Below are 16,410 nucleotides of genomic sequence, written 5' to 3' on the forward strand. Positions count from 1 at the left end.
TTTGTTGTGGAGTAAAACTGCCTTTGGGGTGCTGCTCAGCCGAGGTCGCCGCCCCCCACCGGCAGGGTCACACCAGTGATGTAGGAGGCTTCGTCGCTGGCCAGGAAAAGGATCGCGCCAACCTGTTCGTCAATGCTGCCGTAGCGGTGCATCAGGCTGCTGTCCAGGGTCTGGTCGACAATCTGCTGGTACCAGCGCTTGTCCTGCTCGCTCTGCGCGGCCTCATTGCGTGGCACCCGCCGGGGTGGCGCCTCAGTGCCGCCAGGGGCGGTGGCGTTGACGCGGATGCCGCGGCCGGCGGTCTCGAACGCAAGGCAGGCGGTGAGTGCGTTGACGCCGCCTTTGGCGGCGCCGTACGGCACACGGTTGACGCCGCGGGTGGCAATCGAGGAAACGTTGACGATGGCGCCACTGCCGCGTTCGAGCATGTAGGGGAGCGCCGCGTGGCAGCACCACAGCGTGGGGAACAGCGAGCGGCGGACTTCGGCTTCGATCTGCGCCACTTCATAGTGTTCGAACGGCTTGGCCCAGAGGGTGCCGCCGACGTTGTTGACCAGAATGTCGATGCGACCGAACGCCTCCACCGCCGAGGCCATGACGCGGGCGCAGTCGGTGTATTGCTCAAGGTCGGCGGTGAGTGTCAGCACGCCCTCCCCGGCCAGTTCGTGAACCAGTTCGGAGCGGTCCACAGCAACCACCTGCGCGCCCTCGGCCTTGAGCCGCCAGCACACGCCACGGCCGATGCCTTGGGCGGCGCCGGTGACCAGGGCTACTTTGTTATGGAATCGGTTGTTCATCTGCTACTTCCTTATCCTGTTTTCAGGCGCAACCTTGCCTTGCCTGCACTGGCCCGATCGCCGGCAAGCCGGCGTTCACAGGTACAGCGGTGCTATCAGGCCCAACTGCCGGCTTTGGAAGAAAAAAAGGCCACCTTCACCCGCACGATGGGGTGGCCCCAAGGAAACTCAGGCTGCGGCTGCAGCGAACTTCTCGTAGTAGAAGTTGGCCGGTGTGATGCCCTGCTCGCGGATGTACTGGCTGACCGCCTCGACCATCGGTGGCGGGCCGCACAGGTACACATCGACATCGCCATCGTTGAGGTGGCACGGCGCGATGTGCTGGGTCACGTAGCCCTTTTGCGGGTACTGGCTTTCGGGGTTGGCCACGCAGGCGCTGAAGGTGAAGTTGGGGATGCGCGCAGCCAGGGCGTGCAAACGGTCCAGCTCGACGAGGTCGAAATCATTGGTCACCCCATAGATCAGGTGCAGGGGATGCTCGCTGCCCTGTTCGGCGATCTTTTCCAGCATCGCCGTGAACGGTGCCAGGCCCGTGCCACCGGCCAGCAGCAGCAAGGGGCGCTGGATCGGGCGCAGGTAGAAGCTGCCCAGGGGCCCGGCCAGGCTCATGTTGTCGCCGGCCTTGGCCAGGCTGGTGAGGAAGCTGCTCATCAGCCCGCCCGGCACGTTGCGGATCAGGAAACTGACCTCACCGTCCTTCTGCAACGAACTGAAGGAGTAGGCGCGACTCTGGTCGCTGCCCGGCACCGTGAGGTTGACGTACTGCCCGGGCAGGAAAGCCAGCCTGTTCAGCGATTCACCCTTGATCGACAGGGCGATGGTACTGGCTGACAACTGGCGTACATCACTGATGGCGGCCTGGAAGCTCGCCTGTTCGGTCTTGCACAGTTGCGAAGATGCCGGGATGCGTACCACGCAGTCGCTTTCGGCGCGCATCTGGCATGTCAGTACATAGCCTTCGGCGATTTCGTCTTCACTGAGGGCGTCTTCGATGAAGTTGTCGCCCAGGTCATAACGGCCGGATTCGGCCTTGCACTTGCATGTACCGCAGGCGCCATCGCGGCAGTCCAGCGGAATATTGATGCCTTGGCGGTAAGCGGCGTCGGCCACGGTTTCATGGCCGCTGGCCTCGATGAAGCGGGTTACCCCGTCTTCGAAATTAAGCGCGATCTGGAAGCTCATGTTGCACCTCGCGGGCGAACCTGGCCACGGTGCGCCATGGGGCACACCGGGCCGTTCGCGTAACCTCGGTTCAGATGTGGTAGATGTCGATGACCTGGCGCACGTAGTCGTTCTTCAGCACCACCTTCTTGGCCTTGATCAGCGGCTGTTCGCCGCGCAGGTCCAAGGTGTAGAAGCTCGTACCGAAGTAGCTGTCGGTGGTCTTGTAGCGAAAGCTCAACGTGTGCCAGTTGAAGCGCACCTGGCAATGACCCTCGCCCTGCTCGACGATCTCGATGTTGCTGATGTTGTGCGAGGTGCGGGTGTCGGGCACGGTCGCGCTGGAACGCTCGGTCTTGATGCGGAACACCCGGTCCTCGAGGCCGCCACGGTTGCCGTACCAGATCAGCGAGATCTCGCTTTGCGGGTCGGTCGTCAGGCGGTCGTCGTCATCCCAGGCAGGCATCCAGAAGCTTGCGTCGCTGGCATACAATTCCAGCCACTGGTCCCACTGTGCATCGTCCAGGTAGCGCGCTTCGCGGTACAGGAAGTCGCGCACGGTCTCATGAAGGCTCATTGCACGGCCTCCACGGGGATCAGTCGCTGCTCGTCCTCGAGGGCCTTGAGCATGGTGTCCTGCCAGTACTTGTGCTGCAGGACGAACAGGCCCTCGTCCTCGGTACGCACGCCCGACAGCAGCGGGCTGAGCTCGATTTCGCGGGCGGCCTCGTCGGCGCCCTCGACCCAGTGTGCCGCGCCACGCGACATGTCGTTCCATCCGGTACCACCGCCGTAACCGGTTTGGCACGAGCGGAATTCCTCGAGATCGTCCGGCGTGGCCATGCCACTGACGTTGAAGAAGTCTTCGTACTGCCGAATGCGGCTGGCCCGGGCCTCGGCGCTCTCACCTTTGGGCGCGATGCAGTAGATGGTGATTTCGGTCTTGTTCACCGATATCGGCCGCGCGATGCGGATCTGCGAGCTGAACTGGTCCATCAGGTAGACGTTGGGGTACAGGCACAGGTTGCGCGAGTTCTCGATCATCCAGTCGGCACGAGCCTGGCCGAAGTCTGCGGCGAGTTGTTCGCGGCGCTCGAAGGCCGGGCGGTCTTCGGGATTGGCCCAGCGGGTCCACAGCAGCAGGTGGCCGTGGTCGAAGGAGTAGAAACCACCCCCCTGCTTGGCCCATGCACCCGCGCTCATGGTCTTGATCTCTTCACCCGCTTCGCGCTGCTTGCGCTGGTTCTGGGTGGCGGCGTAGTTCCAGTGCACGGAGCTCACATGGTAGCCATCGGCGCCGTTCTCGGCGGTCAGCTTCCAGTTGCCTTCGTAGATGTACGAACTGGCCCCGCGCAGCACCTCCAGGCCCTCGGGGGACTGGTCAACGATCATGTCGATGATCTTGGCCGACTCGCCCAGGTGTTCGGCCAGCGGTTTGACATCGGCATTGAGGCTGCCGAACAGGAAGCCACGGTAGGATTCGAACCGGGCAACCTTGGTCAGGTCATGGGAGCCGTCGCAGTTGAAACTGTCGGGGTAGCCGGCGTTGCTCGGGTCTTTGACCTTGAGCAGTTTGCCGCTGTTGTTGAAGGTCCAGCCATGGAACGGGCAGGTATAGCTTGCGCGGTTTCCGCGCTTGTGCCGGCAGAGCATGGCACCGCGGTGGCTGCAGGCATTGAGGAACGCATTGAGTTCACCGTCTTTGTTGCGCGCGATGAAGATCGGCTGGCGCCCCATGGACAGGGTGAGGAAGTCGTTTTTTTCGGGGATCTGGCTTTCGTGAGCCAGGTAGATCCAGTTGCCCTCGAAGATGTGTTTCATCTCCAGGTCGAACAGGCGTGGGTCGGTGAACATCTCGCGCTTGCAGCGATAGATGCCCTTTTCACGGTCGTCCTCGAGCATGGCATTGAGGTAGTCGAATCCCAGGGACATGGCCAGGGTCTCCATTGTTATTGTTCAGACCGGGTCAGGTTAGGGCAGAGATTCGAGGGCGAATATCCAGATCGTGCACGTGGCTATCCAGTTCCTGCAGGCCTGTGGCCCGCTGGGTGCGGCGCCTTGGCCCGGCCAAGGCGAATGACGTTTGTGCAGCCATCGCAATTATCCATTGAACGCGCCGTGCCACCTGAAGTAAGCTCGGGCTCATCAACTGGAGAGCAACATGCCGAAACACCCCCGCAACCACGCCAACCACACCGGTCGCAACCTGCGCCCTGTGCTGGCCGTTGCCGGCTGCAAGGCTGTTGCCTGCTTTTATTTTGGGTATTGGTTTAGCCACTAGGCGCCGCTGATACCCACACGGCGCCCACTTTCGAGGGCCGCCGAACATGAGAATACTCAAACCCCCGGTCGGCTCCCCGACCGGGGGTTTTGCTTTTCTGGCCTTTGAACATTACCGAATCACACTGAGGACACTTTCATGAACTACGCCACTTATTACTACGCAAGCACCTACGCCTGGCGATTTAGCCAATCCCGCTCGGGCCAGCCTGCCGCCTCCGACCGGTTCGTCCACGGTGGCAATGCTGCAGCCAATCTGAATTCAACGATCAGTCGAACATCTCGATAGGGGCCGACAGCGCGGGTCAGAACCCGCCGTCCGCCCAGGGAACCTACGCCATGCAAGCCTCGAACCTCGCTCTGCCCCTGACCCAGCCAAACGCTGCCAACACCATCGTCAGCCGTCGCCTGCCCAGCCCGCACCTGCTCAAGCAGCAGATGCCGCTTCCAATCGAACATGCCCAGCACGTCCAGGCCCAGCGCCAGGCCATTCGCGCCATCCTCGAAGGCCGCGACCCGCGCCTGCTGGTGGTCGTCGGCCCGTGCTCGATCCACGACCCGCGCTCGGCCCTTGAATACGCCGACCGCCTGGCGGCCCTGAGCCGCGAAGTCGACGACAAGTTGCTGCTGGTGATGCGCGCCTATGTGGAGAAACCGCGCACCACGGTGGGCTGGAAAGGCCTGGCCTACGACCCGCACCTCGATGGCAGCGACGACATGCATGGCGGCATCGCCCTGTCCCGCGGCTTGATGCTGAACATGATCGAACGCGGCCTGCCGATCGCCACCGAGCTGCTGCAGCCGCTGGTCGCCGGTTACTTCGATGACCTGTTGGGCTGGGCGGCGATTGGCGCGCGTACCACCGAATCGCAGGTCCATCGTGAGATGGTCAGCGGCCTGGCGTTGCCAGTCGGCTTCAAGAACGGCACCGATGGCGGTGTCGCCATCGCGTGCGACGCGATGCGCAGCGCCGCCGCCGCCCACCGTCATTTCGGCATGGATGCGCAAGGGCACCCGGCAATCATCGAGACCCTGGGCAACCCGGACACCCACCTGGTGCTGCGCGGCGGCCACAAAGGCCCGAATTACGACAGCACCAGCATTGCCCAAGCCCGCCAAGGGCTGGCCAAAGCGGGATTGCAGGCGCGGATCATGGTTGATTGCAGCCATGCCAACAGTGGCAAGGACCCCGCGCGTCAGCCGGCGGTGTTCGAGGAGGTGCTGGCCCAGCGCCTGGCCGGCGACATATCGATCGTCGGGGTGATGCTTGAAAGCCACCTTTTCGACGGCTGCCAGGCGCTGGGCAAAGGCCCGCTGAAGTACGGCGTGTCGATCACCGATGGCTGCCTGGGCTGGGAAGCGACACAAACCCTGCTGCGCGAGGCTGCGACACGTATGTAGGAGCCGTACAGCAAGCCTTGCGAGACTTTTCCCAAGCAAGTGCGCTAGGCTTGCCCTTTTCACCCAAGGAGTAGTACCCATGGCACGCGCCACTGCCCGCCACATCCTCGTCAGCAGCGAAGACAAGTGCAACGAACTGAAAGCCCAGATCGAAGCCGGTGCCGACTTCGCTGAAATCGCCAAAGCCAACTCCACCTGCCCGTCCAGCCGCCAGGGCGGTGACCTGGGCTCGTTCGGCCCAGGCCAGATGGTCAAGGAGTTCGATACCGTTGTGTTCAGCGCCCCGGTCAACACCGTGCAAGGCCCGGTCAAGACCCAGTTCGGCTACCACCTGCTGGAAGTGACCAGCCGCCAGGACTAAGTCCACGCTGACCATGACCACCTCTGGGGGAGCGGCGTTGCCCGCGAATGCGCCCGTGCAGGCAACACCGTTGCCTGGCCAGGCCTTTTCGCGGGCACGCCAGCTCCCCCAGGCGTTTCTGGGGCTCGTGCTGGCCTGCATGGGTTTTACTGCCCTAGCCGAACCGACACACGCCCTCACCGTCTACGGTGAAACCCCGCGCTACGCCCAGACGTTCCGCCACTTCGACTACGTCAACCCCAACGCCCCAAAGGGCGGCACCCTGCGCCGCTCAGCTACCGAAATCGGTCAGTTCGACCACATTCTGCCGTACATCGACAAAGGCATCGGCGTCAGTGAGGTCGATGGCTGGCTGTACGCGCCCTTGGCAGTGCGTTCGTTCGATGAGCCCTACACCGTCTATGGCCTGATCGCCCGGCGCATGGAGCGCGGCCCCCGGGACGCCTGGCTGCGTTTCGATATCGACCCCAGGGCAACCTTCGCCGACGGCAAGCCCGTGCGTGCCGAGGATGTGCGCTTCAGTTACGACAAACTGATGAGCGAGGGCAGCCTCAAGTACCGGACCCAGTTCGCCGATGTGGCGGGTGTGACGGTCGAAGGCCCACACCGCGTGCGCTTCGACTTCAAGCAGCCCCATGGCCGCACCTTGCCCCTGGACCTTGCCAGTTTGCCGGTCCTACCCGAACACGACTGGAAAAACCGCGACTTCGCCAACGGCGCCGGCTTTGACACCCCGGTCGGCAGCGGCCCGTACCGCATCGGGCGGATCGACAATGGCCGCAGCATCACCTTCGAGCGTGACCGCCACTGGTGGGCCAAGGACCTGCCCGTCAGCCGCGGTCGTTTCAATTTCGAGCGCATTCGCGTCGAGTACTTTGGCGATACCGAAGTGGCGCGCCAGGTGCTCAAGGGCGGTGGCTACGACTACAACCGCGAGTTCTCGGCCACGGCATTCACCTTGGGCTACAACGGTGCACAACTGGATGACGGCCGGCTGCAGCGCGCCCACCTGGGCCCGGCCAAGCCACAGACCGCCCAGGGCTTCGTGTTCAACCTGGACAGGCCGCAGTTCAAGGACCGCCGCGTGCGCCAGGCGCTGGCCATGCTATGGGACTTCGAGTGGAGCAACCGGCAGATGATGCGCAACCTGTACATCCGCCAGCAGAGTATCTTTTCCAACACCCCGCTGGCGGCGCGTGAACTGCCGGATACCGGTGAGCTGCAATTGCTTGAGCCGCTGCGCGGCAAGGTCCCGGACGAAGTATTCACCCAAGTCTTCACAGCACCGGTAACCGACGGTTCGGGGATCGTGCGCACGCAGCAGTTGCAGGCCCTGGCCCTGCTGCAGCAGGCCGGCTGGCAGCCTGAGGGTGATCACCTGGTCAACGCCGAAGGCCAGCCGCTGACATTCACTTTTCTCAATGGCCAGGCCGGCCTCGAGCGCCTGCTGCTGCCCTGGAAGCGTAACCTGGCGCAGATCGGGGTTACCCTGAACATCCGCAATGTCGACTCGGCCCAGTACGTCAATCGCCTGATGGCCCGTGACTACGACCTGATCGTCACCGGCTACCCGGTCACCCTGTCGCCGGGTGCCGAGCTCTACAACTATTTCGGGTCTGCGGCAGCCAACGATCCAGGCTCGAACAACCTGATGGTGCTCAAGGACCCTGCGGTAGACAGCCTGATCGACGGGCTGGTGCGCGCCGACACCCAGGCTGACATGCTGCATCACGCCCATGCGCTGGACCGTGTGCTGCAATGGAACTACTACTGGATCCCCAACTACTACCCGCCAGGCAGTTCGACCGTGTGGTGGAACCGCTTCGGCCTGCCCAAGGTCCAGCCTGCCTATGACGAAGGGCTGGACAGCTGGTGGGAAGTCAGCCCTACCGCCCTGACCAACGCACAGATGGCCGAGCGCCAGAAGGCTGCGCCATGACCTCCTACATTCTGCGCCGCCTGCTGCTGATCATTCCCACGCTGCTGGCGATCCTGCTGGTCAACTTCGCCATTGTCCAGGCCGCCCCTGGCGGGCCAGTGGAGCAGGCCGTGGCCAGGCTGCAAGGCATCGGCGGCGGGGCGCCGGGCGCGCGGGCCGAGGTGGTTCAAGGCCAATCCCGCGCCACCCGTGGCCTGGACCCGAAACTGATCGAAGAGATCAAGCGCCAGTACGGCTTCGACAAAACGGCGCCGGAGCGTTTGTGGCTGATGCTCGGCCAATATGCGCGGCTGGATTTCGGCCAAAGCTTCTTCCGCGGTGCCAAGGTCACCGACCTGATCCTGGACAAACTGCCGGTGACCTTGTCACTGGGGTTCTGGGCCACGTTGATCACCTACCTGGTGTCGATCCCGCTGGGCATCCGCAAGGCGGTGCGCCACGGCAGCCGCTTCGACGCCTGGAGCAGTGCGCTGATCGTGATCGGTTACGCCCTGCCCTCCTTCCTGTTCGCCCTGTTGCTGATCGTGCTGTTCGCCGGTGGCACCTCGTTGAACTGGTTCCCGGTGCGTGGCCTGGTGTCGGAGCACTTCGACCAGCTCAGCCTGCTGGGCAAAGTCGCCGACTACTTCTGGCACCTGGTGCTGCCGGTGGGGGCACTGGTGGTCGGCGGGTTCGCTACGCTGACCTTGCTGACCAAGAACGCCTTCCTCGACGAAATCTCCCGTCAGTACGTGGTCACAGCGCGGGCCAAAGGCCTGAGCGAGCGCCGGGTGCTGTACGGCCACGTACTGCGCAATGCCATGCTGGTGGTGCTGGCCGGCTTGCCGCAGGCGCTGATCACGGTGTTCTTTGCCGGGTCCCTGCTGATCGAGGTGATTTTCTCACTCGATGGCCTCGGCCGCATGAGCTACGAGGCAGCGGTCTCGCGTGACTATCCGGTAGTGTTCGGCACGCTGTTCATCTTCACCCTGGCCGGCCTGTTGATCCGCCTGATCGGCGATTTGTTGTACACCTTGCTCGATCCGCGCATCGACTTCGACGCGAGGGCGCACTGATGCTCTCGCCGGTTTCGCGTCGCCGACTGCAACGCTTTCGTCGCAACCGTCGTGGCTGGGTGTCGTTGTGGCTGTTCGCTGGCCTGCTGCTGCTCAGCCTCGGCGCGGAGCTCGTGGCCAACGACAAACCCTTGCTGCTGGGCTACAAGGGCGAGCTGTACATGCCTGCGCTCAAGCGCTACAGCGAGCAGCAGTTTGGTGGCCAACTGCCGTTCCAGCCGGACTACCGTAGCGCGTATGTACGCCAGTTGATCGAGGGCCAGGGCGGCTGGATGCTGTTCGCACCGATTCCGTTCAGTGCCGACACCCCTAACTATGACCTGCAAGTCCCCACGCCAAGCCCACCGAGCAGCAGCAACTGGCTGGGTACCGACGACCAGGGCCGCGACGTGCTCGCGCGGGTGTTGTACGGCACCCGGGTATCGCTGCTGTTCGCTTTTGCCCTGACCGTGGTCAGCGTGCTGATCGGCGTCAGCGCCGGGGCCCTGCAGGGCTACCACGGTGGTTGGGTGGACCTGCTCGGGCAACGCGTGCTGGAGGTGTGGTCAGGGTTGCCGGTGCTGTACCTGCTGATCATCCTCAGCGGTTTCGTTGAGCCGGACTTCTGGTGGCTGCTGGGGATCATGGCGCTGTTCTCGTGGTTGACCCTGGTGGATGTGGTGCGTGCCGAGTTCCTGCGCGGGCGCAACCTGGAGTACGTCAAGGCCGCCCGCGCACTGGGCCTGCCGGACAGCCAGGTGATGCTGCGGCACATCCTGCCCAATGCGATGAATGCCACGCTGACCTATGTGCCATTCATGCTCACCGGGGCCATCACCACACTGACCGCATTGGACTTCCTCGGCTTTGGCATGCCGGCCGGCAGTGCTTCGCTGGGCGAGTTGGTCACCCAGGGCAAACAGCACCTGGAGGCACCTTGGCTGGGCTTCACCGCGTTCTTCGCGCTGGCGCTGGTGCTGTCATTGCTGGTGTTTATCGGAGATGCCATGCGTGAGGCTTTCGACCCGCGCGTTTAGGCTGGCGCGGCCATCACAGGTTTCAGGGAACTGCCATGCAAGAAAGCAACACCCTCAAGGACTACCCTCAGGTACGGCAACTGGCGATCCGCTCGCTGTTCGAAATCATCGAGCAGTCCAGCGAAGGCACGGTGATCGTCGACCGCGACGCGCGAATCGTGTGGATGAACGAACGCTACGCCCGGCGTTTTGGCCTGGCCGATGCAGCCAGTGCCATCGGCCAGCCATGCGAAACGGTGATCCCGGGCAGCCTGATGCGCGAGGTGGTGAGTAACGGCCGGCCGATCCTGCTGGACATGCTCGACACCCCTAACGAGCCACTGGTGGTCATGCGCCTGCCTATCCACGATGCCCAAGGGGCGCTGATCGGTGCGATCGGCTTTGCCCTGTTCGACCAATTGCGCAGCCTGTCGCCACTGCTCAAGCGCTATTCGAGCATGCAGCAGGAATTGGCCACGACACGCTCGCAGTTGCGCGCGCGCCAGGCCAAATACAGTTTTGCCCAATTCGTCGGCAGCAGCGCCGCGAGCCTTGAGGCCAAACGCCGGGCCAGGCGTGGCGCGGCCAGCGAATCACCCGTGTTGCTGCTTGGCGAAACCGGCACCGGCAAAGAGCTGCTGGCCCACGCCATCCACGCAGCGTCGGCACGTGCGCACAAAGCCTTTGTCAGCATCAACAGCGCAGCGATTCCCGAGGCGCTGCTGGAGGCCGAGTTCTTCGGCACGGCACCAGGCGCCTTTACCGGCGCTGACCGCAAGGGGCGTAGCGGCAAGTTGCAGTTGGCCGAAGGCGGCACCTTGTTCCTCGACGAAATCGGCGACATGCCTTTGGCCCTGCAAAGCAAGCTGCTGCGAGTGCTGCAGGAGAAGGAATACGAACCGGTGGGCTCGAACCAGATGCTGCGCAGCGACGTGCGTATCATCGCTGCCACTTCGATCGATTTGCAGGCGGCCATCGCCCGCGGGGCGTTCCGCGCCGATCTGTATTACCGCCTGAATGTGCTGCCAATCCAGGCCCCGCCGCTGCGCGAGCGCCTCGAAGACCTGCCGGCATTGTGCGAGGCGATCCTCGCCGAACTGGGCAGCCAGTTCGAGCTGGAGCCCGATGCGCTGCAATTGCTGGCCCGCCATGCCTGGCCCGGGAACATCCGTGAGCTGCGCAACGTGCTGGAGCGGGCGACCCTGCTGGCGGACCAGCCGCGCCTTGCCGCCATGGACGTGCGCGAGGCACTCGGGCCGGTGACGCCCGTTGCTACGCCACCCCAGCGGCAAAGCTACCGCGATGCCTGTGCGCAATTCGAGCGCAAACTGATTGCCGATGCCTTGGCCGAGCACGCCGGAAATGTGGTCGAAGCAGCGAAAGCATTGGGCTTGGGTCGTTCGACGTTCTACAAGAAAAGGGTGGCTTTGGGAGTGTAAGTCTCTTTTTAGAGACTAATGTTTCTGATCGGAGACAGCGCTTAGCGCTCTGACAGACGCAGCGTTTGGGTTGGATTCTTGCCCAAGTCAGTCTCGAATGGGAGACACAGCGATCTTGTTTTTAGTAAAAAACCATACAAATCAATGACTTAAATATTGGCACGATTCCCGCTATCTCCCGGCTACCGATAACAACAAGACTTACCCAGGAGATCTACCCGATGACCGTGCTCATCGCTCTCGCCGCTTTGGCCCTGCTGATGCTGGCCGCCTACCGCGGTTACAGCGTGATCCTTTTCGCGCCCATCGCCGCCCTCGGCGCGGTGCTGCTGACCGACCCCGCCGCCGTGGCGCCCGCCTTCACCGGGGTGTTCATGGAAAAGATGGTCGGCTTCATCAAGCTGTACTTCCCGGTGTTCCTGCTGGGCGCAGTGTTCGGCAAGCTCATCGAACTGTCCGGTTTCTCGCGCTCGATCGTCGCCGCGGCCATCCGCCTGCTCGGCACGCGACAGGCCATGCTGGTGATCGTGCTGGTCTGCGCCTTGCTCACCTATGGCGGGGTATCGCTGTTTGTGGTGGTGTTCGCGGTGTATCCGTTCGCTGCAGAAATGTTCCGTCAAAGCGATATACCCAAGCGCCTGATCCCGGCGACCATCGCCTTGGGCGCCTTCTCGTTCACCATGGACGCCCTGCCCGGCACCCCACAGATCCAGAACATCATCCCCAGCACCTTCTTCAACACCACTGCCTGGGCCGCGCCCTGGCTGGGGCTGATCGGCACGGTGTTCGTGTTCTGCAGCGGCATGCTTTACCTGCAACGCCAGCGCAACAAAGCCCAGCGCGCCGGCGAGGGCTATGGCAGCAACCTGCGCAACGAACCGGAGACTGCCGCCGACCTGACCTTGCCCAACCCTTGGCTGGCGCTTTCGCCGCTGGTGCTGGTGGGTGTGATGAACCTGCTGTTCACCCACTGGATCCCACAGTGGTACGGCGCCAGCCATACCCTGCAGCTGCCGGGCATGAGTGCGCCGGTGAACAGCGACGTGGCCAAGCTCACGGCAATCTGGGCAGTGCAGGCCGCGCTTCTGGTGGGCATCCTGATGGTGCTGGTCTGCGCCTTCGGCGCCATCCGTGAGCGGCTGGCCGAAGGCACCAAAAGTGCTGTCGGTGGCGCCTTGCTGGCCGCCATGAACACAGCGTCAGAATACGGCTTTGGTGCAGTGATCGCTTCGCTGCCAGGCTTTCTGGTGCTGGCCGATGCCCTGCGCGGCATCCCCAACCCGCTGGTCAATGAAGCCATCACCGTGACGCTGCTGGCGGGTATCACCGGTTCCGCTTCGGGCGGCATGAGCATTGCCCTGGCGGCCATGGGCGACAGCTTCATCGCCGCGGCGAACGCCGCCAACATCCCGCTCGAGGTGCTACACCGGGTGGCCGCGATGGCCAGCGGCGGCATGGACACCCTGCCGCACAACGGTGCGGTGATCACCTTGCTGGCCGTCACCGGCTTGACCCATCGCGAGGCCTACAAGGACATTTTCGGTATTACCCTGATCAAGACCCTGGCGGTCTTCGTGGTCATCGCCACGTTCTACGCCACCGGCATCGTCTAAGGAGCTTTTGCATGACCCTCAAAGGCAAGACTGCACTCATTACCGGATCCACCAGCGGCATTGGCCTGGGCATCGCCCAGGTGCTGGCCCGCGCCGGCGCCAACATCCTGCTCAACGGTTTCGGCGACCCGGCAGCGGCGCTGGCCGAGGTTGCGCAACAGGGGGCGAAGGTTGCGCACCATCCGGCCGACCTTAGCGATGTCGCCCAGATAGAAGCCTTGTTCGCGTTTGCCGAACAGACCTTCGGCGGTGTCGACATCCTGGTCAACAACGCGGGCATCCAGCATGTGGCGCCGGTCGAGCAGTTTCCGCTGCAAAGCTGGGACAAGATCATCGCCCTGAACCTGTCGGCGGTATTCCATGGCACGCGCCTGGCCCTGCCCGGCATGCGTGCGCGCAACTGGGGGCGCATCGTCAACGTCGCTTCGGTGCACGGCTTGGTCGGCTCCACCGGCAAAGCAGCTTATGTGGCGGCCAAGCATGGCGTGGTCGGCCTGACCAAGGTCGTGGGGCTGGAAACCGCCACCGGCAATGTCACCTGCAACGCCATCTGCCCAGGCTGGGTGCTGACCCCGCTGGTGCAAAAGCAGATCGACGAACGTGCCGCCAAGGGTGTCACCCCGCAGCAGGCGCAAGAGGACTTGCTGGCCGAGAAGCAACCGTCATTGGCCTTCGTCACGCCTGAGCAGCTGGGCGAACTGGTACTATTCCTCTGCAGCGAGGCCGCAAGCCAGGTCCGCGGCGCCGCCTGGAATGTCGATGGTGGCTGGCTGGCCCAGTGATGGTTGGCCCCGGCCTGGCGCGGCGCTTGCCATCGTTCAACTGCAAGGAGGCCCTATGCGCCCGATCCCCCCATCCGCGATCCTGGCCCTGACCCTGGCGGCCACTGCCCCGGCGATGGCCGCCAGCCTGAAGGACGTCGCACCTTACCCCGAGGCCGAAAAAGGCTTTACCCGGCAGGTCATCCACCTGCCCACGCAAGCCGACGAGCAAGCCCACAAACTTGAAATCATCGCTGGCAAGACGCTCCAGGTGGACTGCAACCGCCAGCGCCTGGCCGGCAGCCTGGAGGAACACACCCTTGAAGGCTGGGGCTACAGTTATTACCGCCTGGACAAGGTCGGCGGGCCGGCCAGCACCCTGATGGCCTGCCCGGATGGCAAAAAGACCGAGGCCTTCGTGCCAGTGGTCGGTGAAGGCTTCCTGCTGCGCTACAACAGCAAGTTGCCTGTGGTGGTGTATGTGCCCGAAGGTGTGCAGGTGCGTTACCGGGTGTGGTCGGCAGCGCAGGAGGTGCAAACGGCCAAGGTGGAGTAAATTCAAGCGTAGCGGTACCTGATCCCCGGCAAGCCGGTGATCAGGTGCGTCATGGCACTGGGAGGTATGGCATGAATGATGTGCTTTGGAGTCCTGCTGCGGCGCAAATCGAGGCCAGCACGATGGATGCCTTTCGCCGCTGGATCAACCGGCGCTACAACCTGCAGCTCACCGAATACGCAGCCCTGCACCGCTGGAGCATCGAGCAACGCGCCGCGTTCTGGCAAGCCATTGCCGACTATTTTCAGGTGCTGTGGCATACCCCGCCCAGCCAGGTGCTGAGCGAAGGTGCGCACATGCCCGATGCGCGTTGGTTCGCCGACGCCACGCTCAATTTCGCCGAGCACCTGCTACGCCGGCGTGACGATCACACTGCGGTGACGGCCCTGCGCGAGGACGGCCAGCGCAGGTCACTGAGCCACGCGCAACTGGCCGCGGAAGTGGCCGGGCTGCAAACGGCCTTCAAGGATGCCGGCATCGAGCCAGGTGACCGTATTGGCGCGGTGATGCCCAACACCTGGGAAACCCTCGTGGCCATGCTGGCCTGCACCAGCCTCGGCGCCATCTGGTCGACGTCATCGCCGGAGTTCGGCCTGCACGGCATCATCGATCGCTTCGGCCAGATCGAGCCCAAGCTGCTGATCGTCTGTGCCGGTTACCAGTACGCCGGCAAGCAGATCGACCAGGTCGACAAGATCAACCAGGTCTGCGCGCAGTTGCCCAGGCTGCAGCAACTGATCGTGGTGCCCTACACGCGCGAGCAGACCCAAGCCGACGAATTCAATACCCCTGCCAAGGTCAGCCTGTGGGGCGACTTCTACCAGGCAGGCGGTGAGCCAGGCTTCACCCCGCTACCGTTCGATCACCCGCTGTACATCCTCTACTCCAGCGGCACCACCGGCGTGCCCAAGTGCATCGTCCACAGCGCGGGCGGTGTGTTGCTGCAACACCTCAAGGAACACGGCCTGCACAATGACCTCAAGGCCGATGACGTGCTGTTCTACTACACCACCTGCGGCTGGATGATGTGGAACTGGCTGGCCAGTGGCCTGGCAGTGGGGGCTACGTTGATACTGTACGACGGCTCCCCCTTCCACCCGAGCCCCGAGCGCCTGCTCGACCTGATCGACGCCGAAGGCATCCAGGCCTTCGGCACCAGCGCCAAGTACCTGGCCGCGCTCGAACAGGAGGGCCTGGAGCCGGCACGCAGTCATCGACTGGACAGCCTGCGCCTGATCCTCTCCACTGGCTCACCGCTGTCGCCGCACAGCTACGACTACGTTTACCGCAAGATAAAGGCCGAAGTGTGCCTGGCGTCCATGTCCGGGGGCACCGATATCGTGTCCTGCTTCGTGCTGGGCAACCCCACGCTGCCGGTACGCCGAGGCGAAATTGCCTGCAAGGGCCTGGGTATGGCTGTCGAAGTATGGGATGAGCAGGGTCGCCCGGTGACCGGTGAAAAAGGCGAGCTCGTGTGCACCCGCCATTTCCCGTCGATGCCCCTGGGCTTCTGGAACGACGACGATGGCAGCCGCTACCGCGAGGCCTACTTCAGTCAATTTCCCGGTGTCTGGGCGCAGGGCGACTACGCCGAGCAGCTCAGCACAGGCGGCATGGTGATCCATGGGCGTTCCGATGCCGTGCTCAACCCAGGGGGCGTGCGCATCGGCACGGCGGAAATCTACCGCCAGGTAGAAAAGGTCGAAGAGGTGCTGGAGAGCGTCGCCATCGGCCAGCAGTGCAAAGGCGATGTGCGTGTCGTGCTGTTCGTGCGCCTGCGTGATGGCCTGACGCTCGATGACGCTTTGCAACAGCGCATTCGCCAGGTGATCCGCCAGTACACCACGCCGCGCCATGTGCCGGCGGTGATCGTACAGGTCGGTGATATTCCACGGACCATCAGCGGCAAGCTGGTGGAGCTGGCGGTGCGCAACGTGGTGCACGGGCTACCCGTGAAAAATACCGACGCGTTGGCCAACCCCGAAGCGCTCGAATACTTTCGTGACCGCACGGAGCTGCACGTTCAGGCATAATGGCGCCCTTTTTTCACCC

At 63.6% G+C, this 16,410-nt stretch carries 14 protein-coding genes; 10 read left to right on the forward strand and 4 right to left on the reverse strand.

Features of this window, described 5'->3' with window-relative positions:
• Nucleotides 1-35: 35 nt before the first annotated feature.
• The 4 genes from OSW16_RS14095 to benA all read right to left on the reverse strand — a co-directional run bounded on the left by OSW16_RS14095 (nt 36) and on the right by benA (nt 3,890).
• Nucleotides 36-797 (reverse strand): 1,6-dihydroxycyclohexa-2,4-diene-1-carboxylate dehydrogenase, encoded by a 762-nt coding sequence (locus tag OSW16_RS14095; protein WP_267816042.1) that lies wholly within the window; start codon nt 795-797, stop codon nt 36-38.
• A gap of 168 nt (nt 798-965) precedes the next feature.
• Nucleotides 966-1,979, reverse strand: a complete 1,014-nt coding sequence (benC, locus tag OSW16_RS14100; protein ID WP_267816044.1) for a benzoate 1,2-dioxygenase electron transfer component BenC — start codon at nt 1,977-1,979, stop codon at nt 966-968.
• 70 nt (nt 1,980-2,049) lie between these two features.
• Nucleotides 2,050-2,535: a benzoate 1,2-dioxygenase small subunit gene (gene benB / locus OSW16_RS14105; protein WP_267816046.1), complete on the reverse strand. Its 486-nt coding sequence runs from the start codon at nt 2,533-2,535 to the stop codon at nt 2,050-2,052.
• Nucleotides 2,532-3,890, reverse strand: a complete 1,359-nt coding sequence (gene benA / locus OSW16_RS14110; RefSeq protein ID WP_267816048.1) for a benzoate 1,2-dioxygenase large subunit — start codon at nt 3,888-3,890, stop codon at nt 2,532-2,534. Before benA ends, benB begins: the two co-directional genes overlap by 4 nt.
• Before the next feature lie 687 nt (nt 3,891-4,577).
• On the opposite strand from benA, the gene OSW16_RS14115 reads away from it, so the two are divergent.
• The 10 genes from OSW16_RS14115 to OSW16_RS14160 all read left to right on the forward strand — a co-directional run bounded on the left by OSW16_RS14115 (nt 4,578) and on the right by OSW16_RS14160 (nt 16,391).
• The gene (locus tag OSW16_RS14115; protein WP_267816050.1) at nt 4,578-5,639 is read left to right on the forward strand and encodes a 3-deoxy-7-phosphoheptulonate synthase; all 1,062 of its coding nucleotides are present in this window, start codon (nt 4,578-4,580) and stop codon (nt 5,637-5,639) included.
• A 79-nt stretch (nt 5,640-5,718) separates the two neighbouring features.
• Nucleotides 5,719-6,000: a peptidylprolyl isomerase gene (locus OSW16_RS14120; RefSeq protein ID WP_003248318.1), complete on the forward strand. Its 282-nt coding sequence runs from the start codon at nt 5,719-5,721 to the stop codon at nt 5,998-6,000.
• Nucleotides 6,001-6,013: 13 nt separating this feature from the next.
• Nucleotides 6,014-7,939, forward strand: a complete 1,926-nt coding sequence (locus OSW16_RS14125; protein WP_267816052.1) for an extracellular solute-binding protein — start codon at nt 6,014-6,016, stop codon at nt 7,937-7,939.
• Entirely contained in the window at nt 7,936-8,994 is a 1,059-nt protein-coding gene (locus OSW16_RS14130; protein ID WP_267816054.1) for a microcin C ABC transporter permease YejB, read from the forward strand. The genes OSW16_RS14125 and OSW16_RS14130 overlap by 4 nt, the downstream gene beginning before the upstream one ends.
• Nucleotides 8,994-10,010 carry an ABC transporter permease gene (locus OSW16_RS14135; RefSeq protein WP_267816056.1) on the forward strand — a complete coding sequence of 339 codons (1,017 nt, stop codon included), beginning with the start codon at nt 8,994-8,996 and terminating at the stop codon, nt 10,008-10,010. The genes OSW16_RS14130 and OSW16_RS14135 overlap by 1 nt, the downstream gene beginning before the upstream one ends.
• 35 nt (nt 10,011-10,045) lie before the next feature.
• The gene (locus OSW16_RS14140) at nt 10,046-11,428 is read left to right on the forward strand and encodes a sigma-54 interaction domain-containing protein (protein WP_267816058.1); all 1,383 of its coding nucleotides are present in this window, start codon (nt 10,046-10,048) and stop codon (nt 11,426-11,428) included.
• 221 nt (nt 11,429-11,649) lie between these two features.
• Nucleotides 11,650-13,041, forward strand: coding sequence for a GntP family permease (locus OSW16_RS14145; protein ID WP_012314567.1), 1,392 nt, complete (start codon nt 11,650-11,652; stop codon nt 13,039-13,041).
• Nucleotides 13,042-13,052: 11 nt separating this feature from the next.
• On the forward strand, nt 13,053-13,823 hold the full coding sequence (hbdH, locus tag OSW16_RS14150) for a 3-hydroxybutyrate dehydrogenase (protein WP_241803486.1): 771 nt from the start codon (nt 13,053-13,055) through the stop codon (nt 13,821-13,823).
• A 55-nt stretch (nt 13,824-13,878) separates the two neighbouring features.
• Entirely contained in the window at nt 13,879-14,358 is a 480-nt protein-coding gene (eco, locus tag OSW16_RS14155; protein ID WP_267816063.1) for a serine protease inhibitor ecotin, read from the forward strand.
• A 71-nt stretch (nt 14,359-14,429) separates the two neighbouring features.
• Nucleotides 14,430-16,391 carry an acetoacetate--CoA ligase gene (locus OSW16_RS14160; protein WP_267816065.1) on the forward strand — a complete coding sequence of 654 codons (1,962 nt, stop codon included), beginning with the start codon at nt 14,430-14,432 and terminating at the stop codon, nt 16,389-16,391.
• Nucleotides 16,392-16,410 lie beyond the last annotated feature (19 nt).

Origin of the sequence: Pseudomonas putida, assembly GCF_026625125.1 — a bacterium.
Taxonomy (GTDB): Bacteria; Pseudomonadota; Gammaproteobacteria; order Pseudomonadales; family Pseudomonadaceae; genus Aquipseudomonas; species Aquipseudomonas putida_X.

What these genes read in the sequence shown, in the direction of transcription:
- eco (WP_267816063.1), top strand. Translation starts at nt 13,879, where the DNA reads ATGCGCCCGATCCCCCCATCCGCGATCCTGGCCCTGACCCTGGCGGCC.
- OSW16_RS14120 (WP_003248318.1), top strand. Translation starts at nt 5,719, where the DNA reads ATGGCACGCGCCACTGCCCGCCACATCCTCGTCAGCAGCGAAGACAAG.
- OSW16_RS14125 (WP_267816052.1), top strand. Translation starts at nt 6,014, where the DNA reads ATGACCACCTCTGGGGGAGCGGCGTTGCCCGCGAATGCGCCCGTGCAG.
- OSW16_RS14160 (WP_267816065.1), top strand. Translation starts at nt 14,430, where the DNA reads ATGAATGATGTGCTTTGGAGTCCTGCTGCGGCGCAAATCGAGGCCAGC.
- OSW16_RS14115 (WP_267816050.1), top strand. Translation starts at nt 4,578, where the DNA reads ATGCAAGCCTCGAACCTCGCTCTGCCCCTGACCCAGCCAAACGCTGCC.
- OSW16_RS14145 (WP_012314567.1), top strand. Translation starts at nt 11,650, where the DNA reads ATGACCGTGCTCATCGCTCTCGCCGCTTTGGCCCTGCTGATGCTGGCC.
- OSW16_RS14095 (WP_267816042.1), bottom strand. Translation starts at nt 797, where the DNA reads ATGAACAACCGATTCCATAACAAAGTAGCCCTGGTCACCGGCGCCGCC.
- OSW16_RS14140 (WP_267816058.1), top strand. Translation starts at nt 10,046, where the DNA reads ATGCAAGAAAGCAACACCCTCAAGGACTACCCTCAGGTACGGCAACTG.
- OSW16_RS14130 (WP_267816054.1), top strand. Translation starts at nt 7,936, where the DNA reads ATGACCTCCTACATTCTGCGCCGCCTGCTGCTGATCATTCCCACGCTG.
- OSW16_RS14135 (WP_267816056.1), top strand. Translation starts at nt 8,994, where the DNA reads ATGCTCTCGCCGGTTTCGCGTCGCCGACTGCAACGCTTTCGTCGCAAC.
- benA (WP_267816048.1), bottom strand. Translation starts at nt 3,890, where the DNA reads ATGTCCCTGGGATTCGACTACCTCAATGCCATGCTCGAGGACGACCGT.
- benB (WP_267816046.1), bottom strand. Translation starts at nt 2,535, where the DNA reads ATGAGCCTTCATGAGACCGTGCGCGACTTCCTGTACCGCGAAGCGCGC.
- benC (WP_267816044.1), bottom strand. Translation starts at nt 1,979, where the DNA reads ATGAGCTTCCAGATCGCGCTTAATTTCGAAGACGGGGTAACCCGCTTC.
- hbdH (WP_241803486.1), top strand. Translation starts at nt 13,053, where the DNA reads ATGACCCTCAAAGGCAAGACTGCACTCATTACCGGATCCACCAGCGGC.